Here is a 22,270-nt window from a genome sequence, read left to right as displayed (position 1 = left end):
CACCGGGATGGCTGCGAGGGCTACTCCTCGAATGTGTTGACCATAGCGAACGCGGCCCGCTCCAGGTAATTCCAGAGCGTCTCCTCCTGCAGCGGCGCAAGTCCCAGGCCGTCGACCGCGACGCGCATGTGGGCCAGCCAGCGGTCGCGGGCGTCCGGGTTGACCTTGAACGGGTTGTGCCGCATCCGCAGGCGGGGGTGGCCGCGCTGCTGGCTGTACGTCGTCGGACCGCCCCAGTACTGCTCCAGGAACAGCACGAGCCGCTCCTTCGCCGGCCCGAGGTCCTCCTCCGGGTACATCGGCCGCAGCACGGGATCGGCGGCGACGCCGTCGTAGAACGCGTCGACGAGGCGCTGGAAGGTCTCGTGACCGCCGATCTGGTCGAAGAAGCTGGGCTGCGGACCGACCGGGATGCTCACGGCTTCGTCCCGTCGCCGTCGGGCTTCGGCTGGTTCTCGATGGCCGGCTGGATGCGGATCGCGCCCGGGTCGGCCGGCCGCTTGGCGGGCGGCTTCGGGCTCTTGGGCGCGGCGGGCTGTGCCTGCGCCTGCGCCGGGCCCGCGTCGGCCGCCTGCCGCTTCGCCGCCGCGCGCGCCTTGCGGCCCTTGAGCGGCGGCTCGGGGTTCACGACCTGGCTCGGGCGGGTGCGCGGGGGCTTCGCTCCGGCGACGCTCGCCGCGCTGTCGAAGCCGGTCAGCACGACAGCGGAGAGCGACGGCAGCTTCACTCCCAGCTCGTCGAGCGCCTGCTTGAGGCGGACGCGCAGCTCGCGCGAGACGTCGTCCTTCGCGGTGGTGCGCGTCTTGAGCACCAGGCGGATGACCATGGCGTCGGCGGAGATGGACTCCAGCCCCCACAGCTCCGGCTTGTCCAGGATGCGCGAGCGCCATTTCGTGCTCGTCGCGAGCGCGGTGGCGGCCTCCATCATCTTCGCCTGCACCGCCTCGATGTCGGCGTCGTACGGCACAGCGAGGTCGATGATCACGCGCGCCCAGCCCTGCGACATGTTGCCGACGCGGAGGATCTCGCCGTTGCGCACGAACCACAGGGTCCCGTTCACGTCGCGCACCTGGGTGACCCGGATTCCGACGGCCTCCACCACACCGGTCGCCGACCCGAGGTCGACCACGTCGCCGACGCCGAGCTGGTCCTCCATCACCATGAACAGGCCGTTGAGCACGTCCTTGACGATGTTCTGCGCGCCGAAACCGAGGCCGGCGCCGATCGCGGCCGTGAGCAGGGCGAGCGAGCCGAGCACGTTCGCCGCGAACACGTTCAGGATGAGGATGATCGCGATGATCCCGATGGTGACGTTGACGATGTTCGTCAGCACGGAGCCCAGCGTCCGCGTGCGCTGCACCAGCCGCACCGCCGCCAGCGGCGAGGCGACCAGCGCCTGCGTGTCGGAGACGTTCTGCCCCTTCTTGACGCCGCTGACGATGCGCGCGACCACCTTGCGGATGACCACGCGCAGGATCCAGCTGAGCAGGAAGGCGCCGCCGACGATGCACGCCGCGCTGAGGATGTTCCATCCGGCCTCGGCGGCCCAGGAGCCGAGGTCGGTCCAGAAGTTCGCTTTCAGGATTCCCATACCCCACCGAGCCTACCGACGACCCGCTTGGCGGAGCCTGAACTCACCGCTCCAGGAGTCCGTTCTCGTACGCGAAGATCACCGCGTGGACCCGGTCGCGCAGCTGCAGCTTCGACAGCACGCGGCCGACGTGCGTCTTCACCGTCGACTCGGTCAGGTAGAAGCGCGCGCCGATCTCCCCGTTGCTGAGGCCTTCGCCGATGGCGAGCAGGATCTCGCGCTCGCGCGGGGTCAGGGCGGCGGCCGGGTCCGCGCCGCCCCGGGCCGTCGACCCGGCGGCGGGCAGGTGGTCGGCGAACAGTTCGAGCATCGCCCGGGTGACCCGGCCGGAGACGGCGGCGTCGCCCGCGGCGACCGCACGGACGGCAGAGGTCAGCTCTTCGGGACGGGCGTCTTTCAGCAGGAAGCCGCTCGCGCCCGCGCGCAGGCCGCCGAAGGCGTACTCGTCGAGGTCGAACGTGGTCAGGATGATGATGCGGGCGGCCGGGTCGGCCTCCACGATCCGCCGGGTCGCCTCGATGCCGTCGAGCACCGGCATCCGGACGTCCATCAGCACCACGTCGGGTTTGAGCGCCGAGGTCAGCCGCACGGCCTCCGCGCCGTCGCCGGCCTCGCCGACGACGGCCAGGTCCGGCTCCGCCTCCAGCACCATCCGGAAGCCGAGGCGCACCAGCTGCTGGTCGTCGACGAGCAGGATGCGGACGGGGGCGTCGGTCATGGAGTCTCCTCGAGCGTGGGGTCGGGGGTGGGAGGCGCTGCGGTGACGGCCGGGCTCGGGGCCGCGTCGGCGTCCGGCCGGCCGCGCACCGCGTCGAACACGGTCCGCACACGCCAGCCGCCGCCCGGTCGCGGGCCCGCCTCCATCGTCCCGCTGTACAGGCCGACACGCTCGCGCACGCCGACGAGGCCACGACCGGAGCCTTGCGCCGCGTCCGGGTGGAGGGCGGCGTCGTCGTCGACCGTGATGACGACCGTGCCGGGCTGGAAGACGATCACGACGCGGACCGCGGTCGCCGTGGAGGCGTAGCGGAGCGCGTTGGTGAGGCCCTCCTGCACCACGCGGTAGACGGTCAGCTGCTGGCCGACGTCGTCCGGGGGAGTTCCGGAGACGGTGATCCGCACCGGCAGGCCCGCGGCGCGGAACGTCTCGACGAGGTCGCCGAGCTCGGCCACGCCGGGTTGCGGTTCGCGGGCCGCGTTCCCGTCGCCGTCGCGCAGCACGCCCAGCAGGCGGCGCATGTCGGCGAGGGCGCCGCGGCCGGTCTCGGCGACCAGCCGCATCGTCTCGGCCGAGCGCTCGAGCGGCGTCGGAGCATCGTCTGCTCGCGCTGCCGCGCCCTCAGCACGGGCGGCCGAGTCGACCAGCCGGGCGGAGCCGTCCGCCAGCGTGATCATCACGGTGAGGCTGTGCGAGACGATGTCGTGCATCTCGCGCGCGATCCTGCCGCGCTCGGCGGCCGCGGCGATCTCGGCCTGCTGGTCGCGCTCGCGGGCGAGCTGGCGGGCGCGGTCGATGAGAGCGTCCAGGTACCTCCGCCGATTGCCGACGTTGCTGCCGATGAGCACGGCGACGACCGAGAACGAGAGCACGAGGATGCCGGAGGGCACCGCGGCCGTCTCCAGCGGCGTGAACGCGCGCACCTGGGCGAGCACGGTCTCCACGGTGACGGTGACGACCGTGACCGCGGCGGTCACGCCGAACGCGACCCAGGCGGACCGGATGGAGCGGTAGACCGCGAGCGCGTACAGCGCGATCAGGGTGGGCACCACATCCATGTCCCGGCCGAGGAACACGCTCGCGCCGAGGAGGACGGTGGCGAGCGCGAAGACGACCGCCGGCTGGCGCCGCCGGGCGAGCAGCGCGATGCCGGCGACCGCGGTGAGCGCGATGTGCACGATCTCCTGCGGCGTCGGATTCCGCGCCGAGAGCACGATCGCCCCGAGCAGCGACGGGAGGAGGTAGACGGCCGCGACCGCCACATCCACGACGACGGGATGCGCCGCCAGGAAACGACGGATCACCCCGGGCGGTCTCGGAAGTTCGAGCCCGCCCGGGGTGTCCGTCGTCGTGGCGCCCTGGGTCACGTGACCGGTCAGGCGTCCCTGCGCTGCAGCAGCACGGCGCCGACGATGAAGGCGACCGCGGACCAGACGAGGACCGTGACGACGTTCACCCACGGCTCGAGGCCGCCGTTGGCGACGCCCGAGATGCCCTGCCCCGCGTTGCTCAGCAGGTAGCGCTGGGCGTCGGCCAGCCACTCGGTGCGGGTCAGGCCGCTGACCACACTTGCGATGATCGGCAGCACGAGCAGCACGCCGAGCGCAGCGGCGATGCCGCCGGCGGTGGACTTCAGGATGGCGCCGACGCCGAGCGAGAACACGGCGACGAGCCCGAGGTAGAGCGCGGCTCCGAGGATCGCCCAGAGCGTGTCGGAGGAGGTGAGGTCACCGCTGTAGCCCTTCCCGTTCAGGATCGGGATGGCGACCGCCCACGACGCGGCCGACGAGATCAGCCCGATGACGAAGGCGACGACGAACAGCACCAGCGTCTTGGCCGCGAACACCGGGAACCGGCGGGGGACGGCCGTGAAGGAGGAGCGGATCATCCCGGTCGAGAACTCGCCGCTGATGACGAGCACACCGAGGACCGCGATGACCAGCGACGCGAACGTCAGGCCGGAGGTGGCCGCGGTGGTGCCGAACGCCGAGGCCTGCGCCTCGATCGCGGCACGCCGCGCGGCGGGCACCTCGCCCACCAGCACGGACTTCTCCGGGATGGCCGCCGCGACGAGCGTCGCGATGCCCACGACCAGGACGACGGCGCTGCCAAGCGTCCAGAAGGTGGAGCGCAGCGTGCGCAGCTTGATCCACTCGGAGCGGACCACGCGGGCGAAGTTGAGCCGCCCGAGCGAGGAGTGCGGGTGCCCAGGGGCGGTGTGGGTGGATGCGGTGGCGGTGCTCATCGGCTGACCTCCGTGCGGTACTCGACGTCGTCCTGGGTGAGTTCGAGGTAGGCCTCCTCGAGCGAGGCGCTGAGCGGGGTCAGCTCGTGCAGCACGATCCCGTTGCGCGCGGCCGCCTCGCCGATCTGGGCGGCGGTGAGGCCGGTGACCTCGAACAGCTGGGCCTCGACGCCGGTGATGGCGACGTCGGCGCCGGCGACGGCACGCGCCAGCTCCTCCGGCTGCGGCGTGCGGACGCGCACCGCGTGGCGGGTGGCGCCGGCGAGGATCTGGTCGACCGGGGCGTCGGCGAGCACGCGACCGCGGCCGAGGATCACGATGTGGTCGGCGGTCTGGGCCATCTCGCTCATCAGGTGCGACGAGAGGAACACCGTGCGGCCCTGGCTCGCCAGGTGACGCGCGAACTGGCGCACCCACAGCACGCCCTCGGGGTCGAGGCCGTTGACCGGCTCGTCGAGGATGAGGGTGGCCGGGTCGCCGAGCATGGCCGCGGCGATCCCGAGCCGCTGCCCCATGCCGAGCGAGAAGCCGCCGACGCGCTTGGTCGCGACCGAGTCGAGGCCGGTCATGCCGATGACCTCGTGCACGCGGGCCTTCGGGATGCCGTGGGTCGCGGCCATCGCCAGCAGGTGCGAGTACGCGGTGCGGCCGGTGTGCACGGCCTTCGCGTCGAGCAGCGCGCCCACCTCGGTGAGCGGGGAGCGGAACTCGGCGTAGCGCTTCCCGTTGATGAGGGCGCGGCCGCCGGAGGGGCGGTCGAGCCCCATGATCATGCGCATGGTCGTCGACTTGCCCGCGCCGTTCGGCCCGAGGAAGCCGGTGACCTTGCCCGGCTGGATGGTCACGGTGATGTCGTCGACGGCGGTCTTGGAACCGAATCGTTTGGTGAGGTGATCGAGTTGGATCATGCCTCCGAGACTAGGGGCGCACGTGCCGCGGCGTCATCGTCCCCCGGTACGACGCTGCACTCGGTCCGGTCCGACCCGCGACTGCTGCGGTATGTCACGTCTGCGGCCGCGCGCGCAGCCGCAGACGTGACAGGGTGGCGCAGTCGCTCAGGCGGAGGCGTCGCGCTTCTGCGCGGCGAGCGCGCGCTCCACCCCGGCGAGGTTCTCCACCACCATGCGGCGGAGCGCCGCCGGCTCGTTGTTGGCGTCGAGCCAGGCGCGGGTCGCGTCGCGCAGCTCCTCGTTCGCGAGCGGCGCCGGGTACATGCCCTCGACCAGGTACTCCGCGATCTTGTAGGTGCGCGAGGTCCAGATGCCCTGCAGCGCCGCGAAGTACGGCCCGACGAAGGCGGCGAGCACGCTCTTGTCCTTCGCGCGCTGGAAGCCGATCCCGGTGTAGCGGACGATCGTGTTCGGCAGGTTGTCGGAGCCGAACACCGAGTCCCACGCCGCCTGCTTTCCCTCGAGCGTCGGGATGCTGGCGCGCGCCTGCGCGGCGAACTGGCCGCCGTTCGCGGTGTTGTCCGCTGCGAGGGCCGCGTCGATCTCGGCGGTGCCCGCCGCGCCGCCCGCGACGAGCGCGATGAGCAGCTCCCACGACAGATCGGTGTCGACCGTGAGGCCGTCGAGGGCGATCGAGCCGTCGCGGAGGCCCGCGATGGTCGCCAGCTGCTCGTCCGTCGAGGCGAGGGCCGCGAAGAACTTCACGAACTGGAACTGCGCGTCGCTGCCCGCCTCGGCGCCCTTCGCGAGCTCCCACAGCGCGTCGGCTGCGGCGTGCGCGGTCTCCGTCTGCCGCTCCGGAGCGACGTAGGCGTTCGCGGCGAGCACGAGCTGGTTCAGCGTGGTGCGGATGGTGGTCGACTCGGTCTCCGAGGCGATGTTGCCCAGCACCAGGCGCACGTAGTCGCTCGCGCTCGTCTCGGCGTCGCGGGTCGCATCCCAGACGGCGCCCCAGACCAGCGAGCGGGCCAGCGGGCTCTCGATGTCGGAGAGGTGCTCGATCGCGACCGCCAGCGACGCCTCGTCGAGACGGATCTTCGCGTACGCGAGGTCGTCGTCGTTGATCAGCACCAGGTCGGGGCGCTTCGTGCCGACCAGCTCGGCGACATCGGTGCGCTCGCCGTCGACGTCCAGCTCCAGGCGCTGGTCGCGTACCAGCTTGCCTTCCCTGAGGTTGTAGAGGCCGATCGCGAGGCGGTGCGGGCGGATGGTCGGGTAGTCGGCCGCAGCGGACTGCAGCACGGCGAACGACGTGATCGTGCCGTCCGCGTCCACCGACAGCTCCGGGCGCAGGGTGTTGACCCCGGCCGTCTCGAGCCACTTCTTCGACCAGTCGGTCAGGTCGCGGCCGCTCGTGGCCTCAAGCTCCACCAGCAGGTCCTTGAGCTCGGTGTTGCCGTGCGCGTGCTTCTTGAAGTACTGCGCGACACCGGCGAGGAAGTCGTCCTGGCCGACCCAGGCGACCAGCTGCTTGAGCACCGAGGCGCCCTTGGCGTACGTGATGCCGTCGAAGTTGACCTGCACGTCCTCCAGGTCGTTGATCGTGGCGACGATCGGGTGCGTCGAGGGCAGCTGGTCCTGGCGGTACGCCCAGCTCTTCTCCATGGCGGCGAACGTGGTCCACGCCTCGGTCCACTCGGTGGCCTCCGCGGTGGCCAGGGTGGAGGCGTACTCCGCGAACGACTCGTTCAGCCAGAGGTCGTTCCACCACTTCATGGTGACCAGGTCGCCGAACCACATGTGGGCCAGCTCGTGCAGGACCGTGACGACCCGGCGCTCCTTGATCGCGTCGGTGACCTTCGACCGGAAGACGTAGGTCTCGGTGAAGGTGACCGCGCCCGCGTTCTCCATCGCGCCCGCGTTGAACTCCGGCACGAACAGCTGGTCGTACTTCTCGAACGGGTAGGCGTAGTCGAAGCGCTCCTCGTAGAAGGCGAAGCCCTCGCGCGTCTTGTCGAAGATGTAGTCGGCGTCGAGGTACTCGGCCAGGCTCTTGCGCGCGTACACGCCGAGCGGGATGGTGCGGCCGTCGCGGCTGGTGAGCTCGCTGTGGACCGACTCGTAGGGGCCGGCGATCAGCGCGGTGATGTACGAGGAGATGACCGGGGTCGGAGCGAACGCCCAGACCTTCTTGTCGTCGCCGGCGTGGGTCGGCTCGGGCGTGGGGGAGTTGCTCACGACCGCCCAGTGGGCCGGCGCGGTGACGGTGAACGTGAACTGCGCCTTCAGATCGGGCTGCTCGAACACGGCGAACATGCGCCGCGAGTCCGGCACCTCGAACTGGCTGTACAGGTACACCTCGCCGTCGACCGGGTCGACGAAGCGGTGCAGTCCCTCTCCGGTGTTGGTGTAGATCGCGTCGGCGTCGACGGTCAGCTCGTTCTCGTCCTTGAGGCCGTCGAGCTGGATGCGCACGCCGTCGCTCACCGCGGCGGGGTCGAGCTCCACGCCGTTCAGGGTGACCGAGTGCACCGTCCGCGTGATCGCGTCGATGAACGTCGACGCCCCCTCCTTCGCCGAGAACCGCACGGTCGTGGTGCTGCGGAAGGTCTCCGGCCCGGTGGTCAGATCGAGGCTGACGTCGTACGAGTGGGTGCGGACGAGCGACGCGCGCTCCTGTGCTTCGATGCGGGTGAGGTTTTCTCCGGGCAACGCTGACTCCTTGAGCGATCATGGGACGGCGTGGATCGTGTCCACGGCAACCACCTTAGCCACCGGCGCGGGCGGGGTCGGTGGTCGTCCCTAAACTGTGGATATGCGCATCCACATCGCCACCGACCACGCCGGCCTCGACTTCAGCACGCACCTGCAGGAGCACCTGACGGCGGCGGGTCACGAGGTGATCGATCACGGCCCGACCGAGTACGACCCCATCGACGACTACCCGGCCTTCTGCATCAACGCGGCGGCCGCCGTCGTGCGCGACCAGCAGGCGGGCGTCGAGGCGCTCGGCATCGTCTTCGGCGGCTCCGGCAACGGCGAGCAGATCGCGGCCAACAAGGTGAAGGGCGTGCGCGCCGCACTGGTGTGGAGCGAGTCCACCGCCCTCCTCGCACGGCAGCACAACGACGCCAACGTCATCGCGATGGGGGCCCGCCAGCACACGGTCGAGGAGGCGACGAGCTTCATCGACACCTTCATCGCCGAGCCGTTCTCGTTCGAGGAGCGGCACGTGCGGCGCATCGCGCAGCTGGCGGAGTACGAGGCCACCGGCGACATCGCGGGCAAGAACGTGGACCACTGATGCCAGAAGGCCACTCCGTCCACCGCATCGCGCGGCAGTTCGCGGCCAACTTCGTCGGCCACCGGGTCGCGGTCTCGTCGCCGCAGGGCCGGTTCGCCGCCGATGCCACGCGCATCGACGGTCACGTGATGACCGACGCGAAGGCCGTCGGCAAGCAGATGTTCCTGGAGTTCGACAACGGGCTCTGGCTGCGCGTCCACCTCGGCCTCTACGGCGCGTGGGATTTCGCCGGCGACATCAGCATCGACCCGACGATCGCGAGCGCCAACGGCCGCATGGGGCAGACCAACCAGCGCGGCACCGACCTCGACCCGATCCTCGACTCGGCCGGTGAGAACTCCCTCCACTCCATCGGCGCGCCCCGGCGCACCCGGCTGCGCATGGCCGAGTCCGAGAAGGTGGAGGCCGAGATCACGTCCTTCCCGCCGGAGCCGATCGGCCAGGTGCGCGTGCGCCTGCTGACCGACACGGCCGTCGCCGACCTGCGCGGCCCGACGGCGTGCGAGGTGCTCGACCCGGCCCAGGTGGATGCGGTCATCGCCAAACTCGGCCCCGATCCGCAGGTCGACGACGGGCCGGAGGCGGAGGAGCGCTTCGTCTCGATCGTGCGGCGCAAGCCGACGTCGATCGCGCTGCTGCTCATGGACCAGAGCGTCGTCAGCGGCATCGGCAACGTCTACCGTGCAGAGCTGCTGTTCCGTGCGCGGCAGAACCCGCACACGCCCGGCAAGAAGGTGCCGGAGGACACCGTTCGGGCGCTCTGGCGCGACTGGGTGCACCTGCTGCGGATCGGCGTCGAGACCGGCCAGATGATGACGATGGACGACCTGGACGACGAGTCCTACCGCAAGGCGATGGCGAGCCGCGACGACCGGCACTGGGTCTACAAGCGCGAGGGCCTGCCGTGCCGCGTGTGCGGGACCAACATCGTGATGGAGGAGCTGGGCGGCCGCAAGCTGTACTGGTGCCCGGTCGACCAGGCCTAGGAGGAGCCGTGCGACAGAACCCGAGCTTCACGCTCACCGAGCCCGCCGAGCTCAAGCGGCTCGTGCGCGAGAACCCGTGGGCCACGTTCGTGAGCAGCACCTCCGCCGGGCTGGTCGCCTCCCACTATCCGGTCATTCTCGACGACACCCGCGACGAGCTGAGCCTGCTCAGCCACGTCGGCCGGCCGGACGAGCAGCTGCACGAGTTGGGCGAGCACGAGCTGCTCGTGATCGTGCAGGGCCCGCACGGTTACATCTCCTCCGGCTGGTACGACGAGAAGCCGGCCGTGCCGACGTGGAACTTCGTCGCCGCTCACTTCTCCGGCGTGCCCGAGCTGCTGAGCGACGAGGAGAACCTCGACGTGCTCGCGCGCCTGGTGGACCACTTCGAGGACGAACTCCCGTCGCCCCGCCGCATGCGCGGAACGCTGGAGGACGCCGCCTACGCCGAGCGCATCGTCTCGGGCACGGTCGGGCTGCGGCTCACGCCGACCCGCATCGTCGCGAAGCAGAAGATGAGCCAGAACCGGCCCGACCACATCGTCGACTCGATCATGGCCGAGCTCGGCGGCGACGGACCGTACGCGAGCGCCGGCCTGCTCCGCGAGATGCAGCTCGTGCACGACCGCCGCCGCGCCGCACGATGACGGCGGCGCCCCCGCTGTTGCTGACCGGCGGCCGCCTCCCCGGGCGCGACGGCGCGGTGGATGTGCTGCTCGTCGAGGGCCGCATCCACTCTGTCGTGCCCTCGGGTGCGGAGGGGCATGGGGCCGAGCGTGTCGCGCTCGACGGGCGGTGGCTGGTGCCCGGCCTCTGGGACCAGCACGTGCACTTCACCCAGTGGGCGCAGACCGCCCGGCGCCTGGACGTCTCGCGGGCCGCGTCGGCGGCCGAGGCGGCGGCGCTCGTCCGGGAGCGCGCCGCCGCGCAGCCGGGAGACGATCTCGTCGTCGGCTTCGGCTTCCACGACGCCCTCTGGCCCGACGTGCCGACGCGCGAGCTGCTGGATGCGGCGGCGGGCGATCGCCCGGTGGTGCTCGTCGCGGGCGACCTGCACTGCTCGTGGCTGAACACCGCGGCCGCCGCCCGCTTCGCGCCGGGATCGACGGACGCCGTGCTGCGCGAGGACGCCAGCTTCGCCGTCACCAGCCGCCTCGCCACCGCCGACGACGCGACCCTCGACCGGTGGGCGGCCGACGCCGCGCGGTCCGCCGCGCCGCGGGGCGTCGTCGGGATCGTCGACCTCGAGTATGGCTGGAACCTCGACGTCTGGACGCGCCGCCTCGCGGCCGGCGAGGGCATCCTCCGGGTCGAGTTCGGCATCTACGCGGACGGCCTCGACCGCGCCGCCGAGCTGGGTCTCCGCACGGGCGCGACGATCGACGGCACCGACGGCCTGCTCACGGTCGGCCCGTTCAAGGTCATCTCCGACGGTTCCCTCAACACCCGCACCGCGCTGTGCGAGCACCCGTACCCCGACGGCGGCCACGGCGTCGCCAACCTGTCTCAGGCGGAGCTGATCGACCGGATGCGCTTCGCCGTCTCCCACGGCCTGGAGCCCGCGGTGCACGCCATCGGCGACGAGGCGAACCGCCGAGCGCTCGACGCCTTCGAGGCGGTCGGTGCCGGTGGCCGCATCGAGCACGCGCAGCTGATCGACGCCGCCGACGTGCCCGGGTTCGCCCGCCTCGGCGTCATCGCGAGCGTCCAGCCCGAGCACGCCATGGACGACCGGGACGTCGCCGACCGCCTCTGGGCGGGTCGCACCGACCGCGCCTTCCCGCTGGCCGAGCTGCACCGCAGCGGCGCGCGCCTCGCCTTCGGCTCGGATGCGCCCGTGGCGCCACTCGACCCCTGGGCCGCGATCGCCTCCGCCGTGGGCCGCGCCCGCGACGGCCGCGAGCCGTGGCATCCCGAGCAGCGTCTGCCGGTGGAGGCGGCCCTCGCCGCGTCCGTCCGCTCCTCCGTCGCGTCCGGTCAGCCGGCCGACCTCGCGGTGCTCGACCGCGACCCGCTCGCCGCTGCGCCCGACGACCTGCGGACGATGCCGGTCGCCGCCACCCTCCTCGCCGGCCGCTTCACGCACGACGCGCTGCGCTGAGCGAGCAGGCTGCGCCGACGTAGTGTCGGAGATTCGCACGCGATCCGGCCGAATCTCCGACGGGAGTCAGCCCAGACGGACTATCCGACGCCTCCATTCGACTTTCAACATCCACCGCTGTCCACAGCCCGAGCGCACGCGCCCCGACGGCTGCAGCTTCGATCGCGCCCGAAACGCACGAAGGGCCGCCCGCTCACGCGGACGGCCCTTCGCAGCGGGTGCTACTCGCTGATGTGCGCGAACAGGAACCAGCGGTCCTTGTCGAGCCCGCGGGCGATCTCGATCGCCACATCCTGCGACGTCTGGTCGAGCTCGGCCAGCTCGCGCACGGCCGTGTTCACCCCGGCGAGCGCGGCGTCGAGCTGCGCGATGACCTCGGCGATGGTCTCGGTGGAGGGGCGGAAGCCGGCGGTCAGCTCCGGCGTGGTCGTCTTGGCGGCGACGGTGCCGAGGCGCGCGTCCACCGGGAGGCCGAGGGCGACGATGCGCTCCGCGGCGAGGTCGGCCCACTCCTGGGCGTGGTCGACGATCGTGTCGAGCAGCTCGTGCACGCCGATGAAGTTGGCTCCGCGCACGTGCCAGTGCGCCTGCTTGCCGTTGACCACGATGGCGGTCAGGTCGACCACCACGGGGCTCAGGAACTGTGCGACCCCCGCGGCGACGTCGGGGTTGGAGACACTCTGGGTTGCGGCGATGTCCGTCATGGGTGGTGTCCTTTCGTCTGCCTGCCTCAACGCTACCGAGCGCTGGGAATTCCGCAACGAAGCGAAGGCTCCGCTAAGTAAGGAGGGGTTAACCCCCGGACCGGTTCGGCGGCCGGCGGGATGGGGCGGATGCGCCCCTCCGGCCAGGCTCGAAGCATGACCACCACCTCCTCTTCTGCCACGCTGGATGCTGTGACCCCCGCACCGCCGTCGTCCGCCCGTACCGGCTACGGGTCGCTGTGGCGCGGCGTGCCCCGGGAGCTCGGCTTCCTGCTGCTCACCATGCCGATCGCGATCGTCGGCCTGTCCGTGCTGCTGGCACTGTTCTGGCTGGGCGTCGGCACGATCGTCATCTACATCGGCTTCTTCGTGCTCGTCGCGACCTTCTACACCGCGCGCGGTTTCGGTGTCGTCGAGCTGACCCGGCTGGATTGGGCGGGCCGCCCGTCCATCCCGCGTCCGGTGTGGCGCAAGCCCGGCACCCCGGTGTCGTTCTGGCGCGGGCTCATCTCGCCGTTCGCGAACGGCCACTACTGGCTGTACCTGCTGCACGGCGCGATCGTCAACCCGATCGTCAGCATCTTCTCCTGGACCGTCACCATCGTCTGGACCTCGATCGCCCTCGGCGGCCTGACCGGGTGGATCTGGCAGGGCTTCATCCCGCAGGGCGACCGCAGCTTTTACCTGTCGAGCACGATCGTGGATGCCGTGTTCCGCGTGAACTCGACGTTCGACCCGGTGGTCGGCGACCGCATCCTGGAGTTCCTCCTCGGCATCGTCTTCGCCGTCACGCTGCCGTTCGTCACGCGCGGACTGACCGTCATCCACGAGGCCGTCGCTCGCGGCCTGCTCGGCCGCTGGCCGTCGGAGGAGCTGCAGCGCGAGGTCGCCGACCTGTCCGCGTCGCGCGGTGCCGCCGTCGCCGCGGAGGATCAGGCGCTGCGCCGCCTGGAGCGCGACCTGCACGACGGCCCGCAGCAGCGCCTCATCCGGTTGCAGATGGACATCGCCGCGGCCGAGCGCAAGCTGTCCGACGACCCGGAGGCCGCCGCGACACTGCTCGCCGAGGCGCGGCAGCAGGCCGGCGACACGCTGGAGGAGCTGCGCGCGCTGTCCCGTGGGTTCGCGCCGCCGATCCTGCAGGACCGGGGTCTCGTGGCTGCCGCAGAGTCGCTCGCCGCGCGCAGTCCCATCCCGATGACGGTGGAGTCGTCGCTACCGGCCGGGGAGCGGTTCAGTCCCGAGATCGAGCGCAACGCGTACTACGTGCTCGCGGAGCTCGCCGCCAACCTGGCCAAGCACTCGGGCGCCTCGTCCGCGCGGCTCTTCCTCGATCGAAGCGTGGACGACGCGGGCACCCCGTGGCTGAACGTCTGGCTCACCGACAACGGCCGCGGTGGCGCGTCGCCGGTCGCCGGCCACGGCCTGCGCGGGCTGGAGGAGCGGGTGCGCGGCCTGCGCGGCGAGCTCGTCGTCGACAGCCCCGCCGGCGGCCCGACCCGGATCGGCGCGCGCATCCCGCTCACCTGACCCGTCCGTCCCGCCCGCCTCCGCGACTGCGGTGGTCCGGAACGTCTGCGCCTGCGCGAGCACCCGCAGACCTTCCGGACCACCGCAGTCGCGTCGCTGCGCGCAGGGCCCCTAGGGTGGATGGGTGCCCACCCCTCTCCGCGTCGTCGTCGCCGACGACTCCGTGCTGCTGCGGGAGGGCCTCATCCGCCTGTTCGACGAGGCCGGCTTCGACACCGTCGGCGCGTTCGGCGATGCGGACACGCTGCTGGAGGCGCTGCCCGACCTGATGCCGGACGTGGTGGTGCTCGATGTGCGGATGCCGCCGACGTTCCGCGACGAGGGCGTGCGGGCGGCGCTGCGGATCCGGCGCGAGCATCCGTCGATCGCCGTGCTGCTACTGTCCCAGTACGTCGAGTCGACCTACGCGCAGGAGCTGCTGGCCGGGGGAGAGGGCAGGACCGGCTACCTCCTCAAGGACCGCATCGCCTCCCTCGACGAGCTCCAGGATGCGGTCACCCGCGTCGCGGCCGGCGGCACCGTGCTCGACCCGCAGGTGGTGCGCGAGCTGCTGACCCGCCGGACTGACCCGCTCGCCACCCTGACGCCGCGCGAGCGCGAGGTGCTGGAGCTGATGGCGGAGGGGCGGACGAACGCGGCCATCGCGTCCCGCATGGTCGTCGGCGTCGGCGCGGTGGAGAAGAACGTGACCTCGATCTTCCAGAAGCTCGCCCTGGAGGACTCCGGGGACGACCACCGCCGGGTGCTGGCGGTACTGGCGTTCCTGCAGCGCTGAGGTGTTGGATGGCCGCATGGCGGGATTCGACGACATCACGAAGAAGGCGCAGGAGTTCCTGAACGACCCGAAGGTCAAGGACGCCCTGAACTCCGGGCAGGCCGAGGACATCAGCGACAAGCTGCTCGACGGCGTCGCCGGGGCGGCCAAGAAGGTCACCGGCGGCAAGTTCGACGACAAGATCGACGGCGCCCGCGACGAGGCCGACAAGCACGTCGGCAACGAGTAGCGGTCGCGGCGGGGTCGGAGTCAGCGGCTGGGGTTGACCGGCCGCAGTGACGCGACGGCCCGCCGGTAGATCGAGAAGCCCCACAGCATCGCCAGCACGACGCCGACGACGGCGACGACCACCCCGACGACGATCGCGAGCGCCGGCGCCGCCCCGAGGGATGCGGTCGCACTGCCGACGAGCAGCCCGAGGACGATCGACTCCACGACCGCGATCAGCATCATCGAGCTGCCGAGCACAGGACTCGCGCCCCGCTCGTAGAAGAAGTGGTACGTCGTCCGGATGCCCTGCTCATCGTCGTTGGCCGACGCGTAGAGGTACCGTCCGAGTCCCGGATCGAGGTCGAGGTACGCCGCCCGCAACCGGTTCATGGCGACGACGTACATCATGTCCTCGTCGGACGTGTTGAACACCCGCACCATCGTGATCAGCCCGAGCAGCGCGAGCACCAACAGCACGCCGAGCGCCGCGATCCCGAACCACCCGTGGAACCCGCTCGCCTGCCCGATAAACCCGAGCGTCACCAGCCCCGCCGACACCAGCGTCAGGAAGATCGCGATGCGGGTGAGCACCTCGCTCTGCGTCGTGCTGCGCGACGCCAGCAGGCTCCAGTGCTCGGTCGCGAGCAGCTGCGCGCGCAGGCTGCGCTGCGCGTCGGAGAGGTGCTCGGGCGGCGGCGCGTGGGGCGCGGGCCCGGGCGCGTCGTCCGGCGGGGATGGGGGCGCCATGCGGTCATTGTGGCGCGTGCGGCGGCTGCTGGCGACAGCGACTGCGGGCTTGCGTCACGTCTGCGGTGGGGCGAGCGGGTGCAATCGTGACGAGCGGTGTCAATCGCGGAAGAAGCCGGAGATAGGGGATCGAACCCGCGTAATCAGTTTGAAAGGCGCCCGTGAGACTTGATCCGAGGTGAACCGGTGTAGGCCGCGCTGAGCCGTCATGCCCCGTTCTCACCAGTGATTTCCTGGGGAGGTCGCAGGTTCAAGCCCCGTTACTCACGGTGCGACGGTGCGGCTCGGTGCTCGTCGGCGATGCGCGGTCACGGGGTTTTTCGCCTGTCTGACGGGTATTGCGCGATCAGTTTCCAGGAGGGGTTTCCCCTGGCACGCGAGTGGACAGGCTCCTGTCAGTTGCTATCGGGCTACGGGACATCCTCGTGGCCGTCTTCGTCGAGGAGCATGCCGACGGAGGTTGCGCACGCATCACCCTTCCACGCCTCTATTCCCTCGCGAATAGCGAAGACTGAGATCACCAGACCGGCGAGCGGGTCAGCCCACCACAAGCCGAACAACGAGTTGAGCAGGAGGCCGATAAGGACAGAGGCGGAGAGGTATGTGCAGATCAACGTCTGCTTCGAGTCAGCTACCGCCGCCGCCGAGCCGAGCTCGCGTCCAGCGCGGCGCTCCGCGAAGGACAGGAAAGGCATGACGATAACGCTGAGGGCGGTCAGAACGATTCCGACCGGTGAATGGTGAATGTCCACGCGACCGAGCGCCGTCAGCGATGAGCTAATGACCACGTACCCCGCCAGCGCGAAGAAGGCGATGGAGATCACCCGCAATGTGGGCTTCTCCCATCGCTCGGGGTCGCGACGCGTGAACTGCCATGCGACGGCAGCAGCGGAGAGAACCTCAATCGTCGAGTCCAACCCGAAGCCGACGAGAGCACCGGACGATGCCACGGTGCCTGCCGCAATCGCAACGACGGCCTCGATGAGGTTGTAGGCAATCGTCGCGGCCACGATCCAGCGGATGCGACGGTGAAGAACGACGGTGCGGTCGATGGTGGCGGTGCTCATGCGCAGTGGCATTCCTCTCCCGCACAGCAGCCTGGCTCCACAAACAGGGTCACACGCAGCAGTTCATCCAAGGCGGGAGCGATGTGTCTATCGGCCAGCCGGTACCACATACGCCGCCCCTCGGGGATGGCTTCGACCAGGCCGCACCCTCGGAGGCAGGCGAGCTGGTTCGACATCACCTGACGGGACACCCCGAGCGAATCAGCGAGATCGGTCGGGAACGCGGGTGCCTCGCGCAGGGTCAGCAATATTCCAACGCGAGTGGCGTCGGATAGGGCGTGGCCGAACCGCGCCAGCGCGGCAGTATGGGTCACCGTTGCGGCTGGAGTGCTGATGGTCATAAAAGCGATAGTACAGCGATCGGTGTACTGTCTTCCGGGCTTCAGACTGCGAGACGCTGTCCATCTGACCGACGGTTTGTATTCCCGCGCACTTGAGCGCCTCGACTTCGCGGCCAGTGCGCTTCCTTAGGCCCGAACCTGAGTGCCCGTCGCGACGTCATCCGGGACCCCGTCGCGCAGGTGAGCGCGCCGCAACAGCATCAGTTGTTCCTTGGGTGATCTCGTTCTCGTAGAACCCGGGCTCGGCGTAGCCGTCGAGATAGCCCACCCGGTGGTCGGGTGACTTCGTGCCAGTGGCCGTGGCGATCTTGGCGAGGTAGTCACGGAGGATCTCGTGCTCACGGGGTTTTGACCGGGATCGCGTTCCGGAGCTCTCCGCTCGACGTGCCGCTCGCCCAGTGTCTGTAACGGAGGGGATGACGGGAATCGAACCCGCGTAATCAGTTTGGAAGACTGAGGCTCTACCATTGAGCTACATCCCCGGAGCGCCGTGGAGGCGGCGCCGCGGCCGCCCTCTGCGCGGCGGCCGGAGACCATCGTAGTACACGGTCGCACCGTGCCGCGTCCCTTGCCGCGTGCAGTAGACTCGGTGGCGGTCTTTCGCGCCGCAAGCCGGGGCGTAGCTCAGCTTGGCTAGAGCGCCCGCTTTGGGAGCGGGAGGTCGCAGGTTCGAATCCTGTCGCCCCGACGAGGACCTCGTTCCTTCCGAGAAGACCATCGTTCGATCATTCAGGAGAACCCAGACATCGTGAAGACCACGGTCGAGAAGCTCAGCCCCACCCGCACCAAGCTCACCATCTCGGTGACGCCGGAGGAGCTGAAGCCGTCCATCACCCACGCGTACGAGCACATCGCCGAGCAGGTGACCATCCCCGGTTTCCGCAAGGGCAAGGTGCCGCCGCCCATCATCGACCAGCGGGTCGGCAAGGCCGCCGTCCTGGAGCACGCGGTCAACGAGGGTCTCGACGGGTTCTACCGCCGTGCCATCGAGGAGAACGACGTCCGTCCGCTCGGCCGCCCGGAGGCGGACATCACCGAGTGGCCGAACGAGAAGGACTTCTCGGGCGACCTGCTGCTCACCATCGAGGTGGATGTGCGCCCCGAGGTGACCCTGCCGAACTTCGACGACATCACCATCACGGTCGACAAGGCCGAGGTGTCGGTGGATGACGTCGAGGAGGAGCTGGACCGCCTCCGCAGCCGCTTCGGCACCCTCGTCACCGTGGACCGCCCGGCCAAGACCGGCGACTTCGCCCAGATCGACCTGACCGCCGAGATCGGTGGCGAGGAGGTCGACACCGCCGCCAACATCTCGTACGAGATCGGCTCCGGCGAGCTCATCGACGGCATCGACGAGGCGCTCGACACCCTCACTGCCGGCGAGACCACCACCTTCGAGGCCCCGCTCATGGGTGGCGACCACGAGGGCGAGAACGCGCAGATCACCGTCACGCTGAACGCCGTCAAGGAGCGCGAGCTCCCGGAGGCCGACGACGACTTCGCCCAGATCGCCAGCGAGTTCGACACCATCGGCGAGCTGCGCCAGAGCCTGCGCACGCAGGTCGAGCGCGCCAAGGTGTTCGGCCAGGGCACGGCCGCGCGCGACCAGCTGGTCGACAAGCTCCTCGAGCTGGTCGAGATCCCGGTTCCGGAGCAGCTGGTGGAGGACGAGGTCCACCGCCACCTGGAGCAGGAGAACCGCCTCGAGGACGACGTGCACCGCGCCGAGGTCAAGGAGTCCAGCGAGAAGACGTTCAAGACGCAGATCCTCCTCGACGAGGTCGCGCAGAACGAGGACATCAAGGTCAGCCAGGACGAGCTCACCCAGTACCTCATCCAGGGCGCCGGCCAGTACGGCATGGACCCGAACGAGTTCGTGAAGATCCTCAGCGAGAACGGCCAGATCCCGTCGATGGTCGGCGAGGTCGCCCGCAACAAGGCGCTCGCGATCATCCTCGGCAAGGTGAAGGTCGTCGACACCGACGGCAAGCCGGTCGACCTGGCCGAGTTCACCGCCCTCCCCGACTCCGAGGACGCCGACGGCGGCGAAGCCGCCGAGACCCCGTCCGATGGCGGCGAAGCCGCCGAGGAGGCCCCCGCCGCCGAGGAGAAGCCGAAGAAGCGCTCCACCAAGAAGAAGGCCGACGACAAGTAAGTCGCCCTTCCCCGTCGCGACAGCCGGGCCGCGCACCACGCGCTGCCCGGCTTTCGCGCATCCATGGGACGTGACACGCCGTAATGCCGCGGCGATAACGGCGTGTTGCGTCCCATGGATGGCCCGAAGGGCCGTCTGGCACGATAGGCAGCACAGCGGGAGCGGAGGAGCGCGGATGAGCGACGACTGGCGGGAACGGGTGGACGCCGTGTGGACGGACGCCGCCGACGGCACCGAGGATGCGACGCTCGCCGCGATCGACGCGCTCGTGGCAGAACGTCCCGCGGACGACCCCGAGGCGCTCTTCGAGGCCGCGAGCGCCCGCGACTTCGCCGGCCGCGAGGCCGACGCCGAGCCGTTCTACCGCGCAGCGCTCGCCCACGGCCTGGACGAGCCGTACCGCGGGCAGGCGATCGTGCAGCTCGCGAGCACCCTGCGCAACCTCGACCGGCCGGCCGAGGCGCTCGCGCTGCTGCGCGACTTCCTGCTCGCCGAGCCCGAGCATCCCCTCGCCGACGCCGCCCGTGCGTTCGCCGCGCTCGCGCTCTTCGACGACGGGATGCGGGCCGACGCGCTGCGCGAGGCGCTCGGCGCCCTCGCCCCGCACCTGCCCCGTTACGGCCGCGCCGTGACGGCGTACGCCGCCGCGCTCGACGACGACTGACGGCCCCTTCTCTGCCCAGGGCGAACAGCACCGAAATGCGCCTCACGCTCCGATAGATTCGATGCCAAGCGACAAAGGAAATGGAGCGAACATGGCCGACATGGGTATCCAGCCCAACGTATTCGACCGACTGCTGAAGGACCGGATCATCTGGCTCGGCTCCGAGGTGCGGGACGAGAACGCGAACGAGATCGCCGCGAAGCTGCTGCTCCTCGCTGCGGAGGACCCGAAGCGGGACATCTACCTCTACATCAACTCCCCGGGCGGCTCGATCACGGCCGGCATGGCGATCTACGACACGATGCAGTTCGTCCCGAACGACATCGTCACCGTCGGCATCGGCATGGCCGCCTCGATGGGGCAGCTGCTGCTCACCGCGGGCACCAAGGGCAAGCGCTACATCACGCCGAACGCGCGCGTGCTGCTGCACCAGCCGCACGGCGGATTCGGTGGAACGGCGAGCGACATCCAGACGCAAGCGCAGCTCATCATCGACATGAAGAACCGTCTGGCGCAGATCACCGCCGACGCGACCGGCAAGTCGGTCGAGCAGGTCAACGCCGACGGCGACCGCGATCGCTGGTTCTCCGCCCAGGAGGCCCTCGAGTACGGCTTCGTCGACCACATCCGCGAGTCGGCCCTCGACGTCGCCGGCGGCGGCGGCACCGAGCCGGACAAGAACTGACGACGCCTGAAGGATAAGGAAAACAGTATGAACACCCCCATGCTCGGCGGTTCCGCCGGAATCGGCGGTCAGGCCTTCGGTGGCATCCAGGCGCCCGGCTCCCGCTACATCCTGCCCAGCTTCGAGGAGCGCACGGCCTACGGCTACAAGCGCCAGGACCCGTACGCGAAGCTCTTCGAGGACCGCATCATCTTCCTCGGCGTGCAGGTGGACGACGCGTCGGCCGACGACATCATGGCCCAGCTCCTCGTGCTCGAGAGCCAGGACCCGGACCGCGACATCGTCATGTACATCAACTCGCCCGGTGGCTCGTTCACCGCGATGACGGCGATCTACGACACGATGCAGTACATCCGCCCGCAGATCCAGACGGTCGTGCTCGGCCAGGCCGCGTCGGCCGCCGCCGTGCTCACCGCCGCAGGAACCCCGGGCAAGCGCCTCGCGCTGCCGAACGCCCGCATCCTCATCCACCAGCCCGCCGTCGGCGAGGCCGGTCAGGGGCAGGCGTCCGACATCGAGATCCAGGCGAACGAGATCATGCGCATGCGCACCTGGCTGGAGGAGACGCTCGCGAAGCACTCCAACCGCACGGTGGAGCAGGTCAACAAGGACATCGACCGCGACAAGATCCTCGGCGCCCAGGAGGCCCTCGAGTACGGCCTCATCGACCAGGTGCTGACGAGCCGCAAGACGCTCCCGGCGCTGGTGAAGTAGTAGCCTTCGCTCCATGACGGAACGGGACGGTCGCTTCGACGACCGTCCCGTTCGTCGTATCCGGAGGTCGCCGAGCGCCGGGTACGACCCGGACCGCTGGCCGGCCGACATCCCCGCCGTGCGCCAGCTGCTGCGGGAGGGGCTCGATCTGCCGGCCGGCGTGACGATGCTGGTCGGCGAGAACGGCGCGGGCAAGTCGACGATCGTGGAGGCGGTCGCGACCGCCTACGGGCTGCCGCCGGAGGGCGGGAGCAACCAGGGCAGGCATGTGACGCGCCCCACCGAGTCGCCGCTCGCCGACTGGCTGCTGCTGGAGCGGGCGCCGTGGGCCCCGCGCTGGGGCTTCTTCCTGCGCGCGGAGACCATGCACGGCTACTACAGCTACGCGGAGTCGGTCAGGGGGCCGGGCGACCCGCTGCTGCACGAGATGAGCCATGGCGAGTCGTTCAACGCCCTGCTGGCGGACAAGCTCAACCACCCGCAGTTCGTCGCAGGCCTCGTCTGCCTCGACGAGCCGGAGGCCGCGCTGTCGTTCCAGTCCACGCTGACGTGGCTGGCGAACCTGGACGTGATGACCAAGCGGGGCACGCAGGTGCTGTGCGCGACGCACTCGCCGATCCTGGCAGCCCTTCCCGGCGCGCACCTGCTCGAACTGGGGGAGTGGGGCATCCGCGAGACGACGTGGGAGGAGCTGGAGATCGTCCGGCACTGGCGTTCGTTCCTCGACGCTCCGGAGCGCTACTTCCGTCATCTGCTGTGAGCAGAACCGCCGTGTGAAGCAAAACGGCCGACATGCGCGCCAATGTCGGTCTCACGGGTTAGGCTCGACGGAAGACACCCGAA

Annotated in this window: 23 protein-coding genes and 2 tRNA genes; 13 read left to right on the top strand and 12 right to left on the bottom strand. The window is 70.2% G+C overall.

What is annotated here, in order from left to right:
- Positions 1 to 20: 20 nt before the first annotated feature.
- From P5G59_RS04470 to pepN, 7 genes are all read right to left on the bottom strand, one after another.
- On the bottom strand, positions 21 to 419 hold the full coding sequence (locus P5G59_RS04470) for a globin (RefSeq protein WP_301216394.1): 399 nt from the start codon (positions 417 to 419) through the stop codon (positions 21 to 23).
- Positions 416 to 1,591, bottom strand: a complete 1,176-nt coding sequence (locus tag P5G59_RS04465) for a mechanosensitive ion channel family protein (protein WP_301216392.1) — start codon at positions 1,589 to 1,591, stop codon at positions 416 to 418. Before P5G59_RS04465 ends, P5G59_RS04470 begins: the two co-directional genes overlap by 4 nt.
- A gap of 43 nt (positions 1,592 to 1,634) precedes the next feature.
- Positions 1,635 to 2,309 (bottom strand): response regulator, encoded by a 675-nt coding sequence (locus P5G59_RS04460; protein ID WP_301216390.1) that lies wholly within the window; start codon positions 2,307 to 2,309, stop codon positions 1,635 to 1,637.
- Positions 2,306 to 3,613, bottom strand: coding sequence for a sensor histidine kinase (locus P5G59_RS04455; RefSeq protein ID WP_301216388.1), 1,308 nt, complete (start codon positions 3,611 to 3,613; stop codon positions 2,306 to 2,308). Before P5G59_RS04455 ends, P5G59_RS04460 begins: the two co-directional genes overlap by 4 nt.
- Before the next feature lie 71 nt (positions 3,614 to 3,684).
- Positions 3,685 to 4,554 carry an ABC transporter permease subunit gene (locus P5G59_RS04450; RefSeq protein WP_301216386.1) on the bottom strand — a complete coding sequence of 290 codons (870 nt, stop codon included), beginning with the start codon at positions 4,552 to 4,554 and terminating at the stop codon, positions 3,685 to 3,687.
- Positions 4,551 to 5,462 (bottom strand): ATP-binding cassette domain-containing protein, encoded by a 912-nt coding sequence (locus P5G59_RS04445; protein WP_301216384.1) that lies wholly within the window; start codon positions 5,460 to 5,462, stop codon positions 4,551 to 4,553. The genes P5G59_RS04450 and P5G59_RS04445 overlap by 4 nt, the downstream gene beginning before the upstream one ends.
- 147 nt (positions 5,463 to 5,609) lie before the next feature.
- Complete coding sequence (pepN, locus tag P5G59_RS04440) at positions 5,610 to 8,156, bottom strand: aminopeptidase N (RefSeq protein WP_301216382.1); 2,547 nt, start codon at positions 8,154 to 8,156, stop codon at positions 5,610 to 5,612.
- Between the two features lie 103 nt (positions 8,157 to 8,259).
- On the opposite strand from pepN, the gene P5G59_RS04435 reads away from it, so the two are divergent.
- The 4 genes from P5G59_RS04435 to P5G59_RS04420 are packed head-to-tail and all read left to right on the top strand — an operon-like array spanning position 8,260 to position 11,835.
- Positions 8,260 to 8,748, top strand: coding sequence for a ribose-5-phosphate isomerase (locus tag P5G59_RS04435; protein ID WP_301216380.1), 489 nt, complete (start codon positions 8,260 to 8,262; stop codon positions 8,746 to 8,748).
- Positions 8,748 to 9,734, top strand: a complete 987-nt coding sequence (locus P5G59_RS04430; protein ID WP_301216378.1) for an Fpg/Nei family DNA glycosylase — start codon at positions 8,748 to 8,750, stop codon at positions 9,732 to 9,734. Before P5G59_RS04435 ends, P5G59_RS04430 begins: the two co-directional genes overlap by 1 nt.
- Positions 9,735 to 9,742: 8 nt before the next feature.
- Positions 9,743 to 10,381 carry an FMN-binding negative transcriptional regulator gene (locus P5G59_RS04425; RefSeq protein WP_301216376.1) on the top strand — a complete coding sequence of 213 codons (639 nt, stop codon included), beginning with the start codon at positions 9,743 to 9,745 and terminating at the stop codon, positions 10,379 to 10,381.
- A complete protein-coding gene (locus P5G59_RS04420) occupies positions 10,378 to 11,835 on the top strand; it encodes an amidohydrolase (RefSeq protein ID WP_301216374.1) in 1,458 nt (485 codons plus the stop codon). The genes P5G59_RS04425 and P5G59_RS04420 overlap by 4 nt, the downstream gene beginning before the upstream one ends.
- Positions 11,836 to 12,056: 221 nt before the next feature.
- On the opposite strand, the gene P5G59_RS04415 is transcribed toward P5G59_RS04420, so the two are convergent.
- Entirely contained in the window at positions 12,057 to 12,539 is a 483-nt protein-coding gene (locus tag P5G59_RS04415; protein WP_301216372.1) for a Dps family protein, read from the bottom strand.
- A 156-nt stretch (positions 12,540 to 12,695) separates the two neighbouring features.
- On the opposite strand from P5G59_RS04415, the gene P5G59_RS04410 reads away from it, so the two are divergent.
- From P5G59_RS04410 to P5G59_RS04400, 3 genes are all read left to right on the top strand, one after another.
- Positions 12,696 to 14,069 (top strand): sensor histidine kinase, encoded by a 1,374-nt coding sequence (locus tag P5G59_RS04410; protein WP_301216370.1) that lies wholly within the window; start codon positions 12,696 to 12,698, stop codon positions 14,067 to 14,069.
- 124 nt (positions 14,070 to 14,193) lie between these two features.
- On the top strand, positions 14,194 to 14,844 hold the full coding sequence (locus P5G59_RS04405) for a response regulator transcription factor (RefSeq protein WP_301216368.1): 651 nt from the start codon (positions 14,194 to 14,196) through the stop codon (positions 14,842 to 14,844).
- Positions 14,845 to 14,860: 16 nt separating this feature from the next.
- The gene (locus tag P5G59_RS04400) at positions 14,861 to 15,073 is read left to right on the top strand and encodes an antitoxin (RefSeq protein ID WP_301216366.1); all 213 of its coding nucleotides are present in this window, start codon (positions 14,861 to 14,863) and stop codon (positions 15,071 to 15,073) included.
- Positions 15,074 to 15,093: 20 nt separating this feature from the next.
- Here P5G59_RS04400 and P5G59_RS04395 read toward each other — a convergent pair whose 3' ends face one another.
- From P5G59_RS04395 to P5G59_RS04380, 4 genes are all read right to left on the bottom strand, one after another.
- Complete coding sequence (locus tag P5G59_RS04395) at positions 15,094 to 15,801, bottom strand: hypothetical protein (protein ID WP_301216364.1); 708 nt, start codon at positions 15,799 to 15,801, stop codon at positions 15,094 to 15,096.
- 410 nt (positions 15,802 to 16,211) lie between these two features.
- A complete protein-coding gene (locus P5G59_RS04390; RefSeq protein ID WP_301216362.1) occupies positions 16,212 to 16,868 on the bottom strand; it encodes a cation diffusion facilitator family transporter in 657 nt (218 codons plus the stop codon).
- Entirely contained in the window at positions 16,865 to 17,209 is a 345-nt protein-coding gene (locus tag P5G59_RS04385) for an ArsR/SmtB family transcription factor (protein ID WP_301216360.1), read from the bottom strand. The genes P5G59_RS04390 and P5G59_RS04385 overlap by 4 nt, the downstream gene beginning before the upstream one ends.
- A gap of 411 nt (positions 17,210 to 17,620) precedes the next feature.
- Positions 17,621 to 17,691: transfer RNA gene (locus P5G59_RS04380), tRNA-Gly, on the bottom strand.
- Positions 17,692 to 17,822: 131 nt separating this feature from the next.
- Here P5G59_RS04380 and P5G59_RS04375 point away from each other — a divergent pair.
- From P5G59_RS04375 to P5G59_RS04350, 6 genes are all read left to right on the top strand, one after another.
- Positions 17,823 to 17,897 (top strand) — tRNA-Pro (locus tag P5G59_RS04375).
- Positions 17,898 to 17,957: 60 nt separating this feature from the next.
- Positions 17,958 to 19,364: a trigger factor gene (tig, locus tag P5G59_RS04370; protein WP_301216358.1), complete on the top strand. Its 1,407-nt coding sequence runs from the start codon at positions 17,958 to 17,960 to the stop codon at positions 19,362 to 19,364.
- A gap of 175 nt (positions 19,365 to 19,539) precedes the next feature.
- Complete coding sequence (locus P5G59_RS04365; protein ID WP_301216356.1) at positions 19,540 to 20,028, top strand: tetratricopeptide repeat protein; 489 nt, start codon at positions 19,540 to 19,542, stop codon at positions 20,026 to 20,028.
- 91 nt (positions 20,029 to 20,119) lie between these two features.
- Positions 20,120 to 20,713 carry an ATP-dependent Clp protease proteolytic subunit gene (locus tag P5G59_RS04360; protein ID WP_301216354.1) on the top strand — a complete coding sequence of 198 codons (594 nt, stop codon included), beginning with the start codon at positions 20,120 to 20,122 and terminating at the stop codon, positions 20,711 to 20,713.
- A gap of 27 nt (positions 20,714 to 20,740) precedes the next feature.
- A complete protein-coding gene (locus P5G59_RS04355; protein ID WP_301216352.1) occupies positions 20,741 to 21,427 on the top strand; it encodes an ATP-dependent Clp protease proteolytic subunit in 687 nt (228 codons plus the stop codon).
- A gap of 13 nt (positions 21,428 to 21,440) precedes the next feature.
- Entirely contained in the window at positions 21,441 to 22,187 is a 747-nt protein-coding gene (locus P5G59_RS04350) for an AAA family ATPase (RefSeq protein ID WP_301216350.1), read from the top strand.
- The last annotated feature ends 83 nt before the right edge of the window (positions 22,188 to 22,270 follow it).

This window comes from Leifsonia virtsii, assembly GCF_030433675.1.
Taxonomy (GTDB): domain Bacteria; phylum Actinomycetota; class Actinomycetes; order Actinomycetales; family Microbacteriaceae; genus Leifsonia; species Leifsonia virtsii.
This window is presented reverse-complemented; position numbering and strand designations above follow the sequence as displayed.

Coding starts and splice junctions, on each gene's coding strand:
- P5G59_RS04435 (WP_301216380.1), top strand. CDS start 8,260: ATGCGCATCCACATCGCCACCGACCACGCCGGCCTCGACTTCAGCACG.
- P5G59_RS04420 (WP_301216374.1), top strand. CDS start 10,378: ATGACGGCGGCGCCCCCGCTGTTGCTGACCGGCGGCCGCCTCCCCGGG.
- P5G59_RS04395 (WP_301216364.1), bottom strand. CDS start 15,801: ATGGCGCCCCCATCCCCGCCGGACGACGCGCCCGGGCCCGCGCCCCAC.
- P5G59_RS04430 (WP_301216378.1), top strand. CDS start 8,748: ATGCCAGAAGGCCACTCCGTCCACCGCATCGCGCGGCAGTTCGCGGCC.
- P5G59_RS04350 (WP_301216350.1), top strand. CDS start 21,441: ATGACGGAACGGGACGGTCGCTTCGACGACCGTCCCGTTCGTCGTATC.
- P5G59_RS04390 (WP_301216362.1), bottom strand. CDS start 16,868: ATGAGCACCGCCACCATCGACCGCACCGTCGTTCTTCACCGTCGCATC.
- P5G59_RS04410 (WP_301216370.1), top strand. CDS start 12,696: ATGACCACCACCTCCTCTTCTGCCACGCTGGATGCTGTGACCCCCGCA.
- P5G59_RS04450 (WP_301216386.1), bottom strand. CDS start 4,554: ATGAGCACCGCCACCGCATCCACCCACACCGCCCCTGGGCACCCGCAC.
- P5G59_RS04400 (WP_301216366.1), top strand. CDS start 14,861: ATGGCGGGATTCGACGACATCACGAAGAAGGCGCAGGAGTTCCTGAAC.
- P5G59_RS04360 (WP_301216354.1), top strand. CDS start 20,120: ATGGCCGACATGGGTATCCAGCCCAACGTATTCGACCGACTGCTGAAG.
- P5G59_RS04385 (WP_301216360.1), bottom strand. CDS start 17,209: ATGACCATCAGCACTCCAGCCGCAACGGTGACCCATACTGCCGCGCTG.
- P5G59_RS04415 (WP_301216372.1), bottom strand. CDS start 12,539: ATGACGGACATCGCCGCAACCCAGAGTGTCTCCAACCCCGACGTCGCC.
- P5G59_RS04355 (WP_301216352.1), top strand. CDS start 20,741: ATGAACACCCCCATGCTCGGCGGTTCCGCCGGAATCGGCGGTCAGGCC.
- P5G59_RS04460 (WP_301216390.1), bottom strand. CDS start 2,309: ATGACCGACGCCCCCGTCCGCATCCTGCTCGTCGACGACCAGCAGCTG.
- P5G59_RS04465 (WP_301216392.1), bottom strand. CDS start 1,591: ATGGGAATCCTGAAAGCGAACTTCTGGACCGACCTCGGCTCCTGGGCC.
- P5G59_RS04445 (WP_301216384.1), bottom strand. CDS start 5,462: ATGATCCAACTCGATCACCTCACCAAACGATTCGGTTCCAAGACCGCC.
- P5G59_RS04365 (WP_301216356.1), top strand. CDS start 19,540: ATGAGCGACGACTGGCGGGAACGGGTGGACGCCGTGTGGACGGACGCC.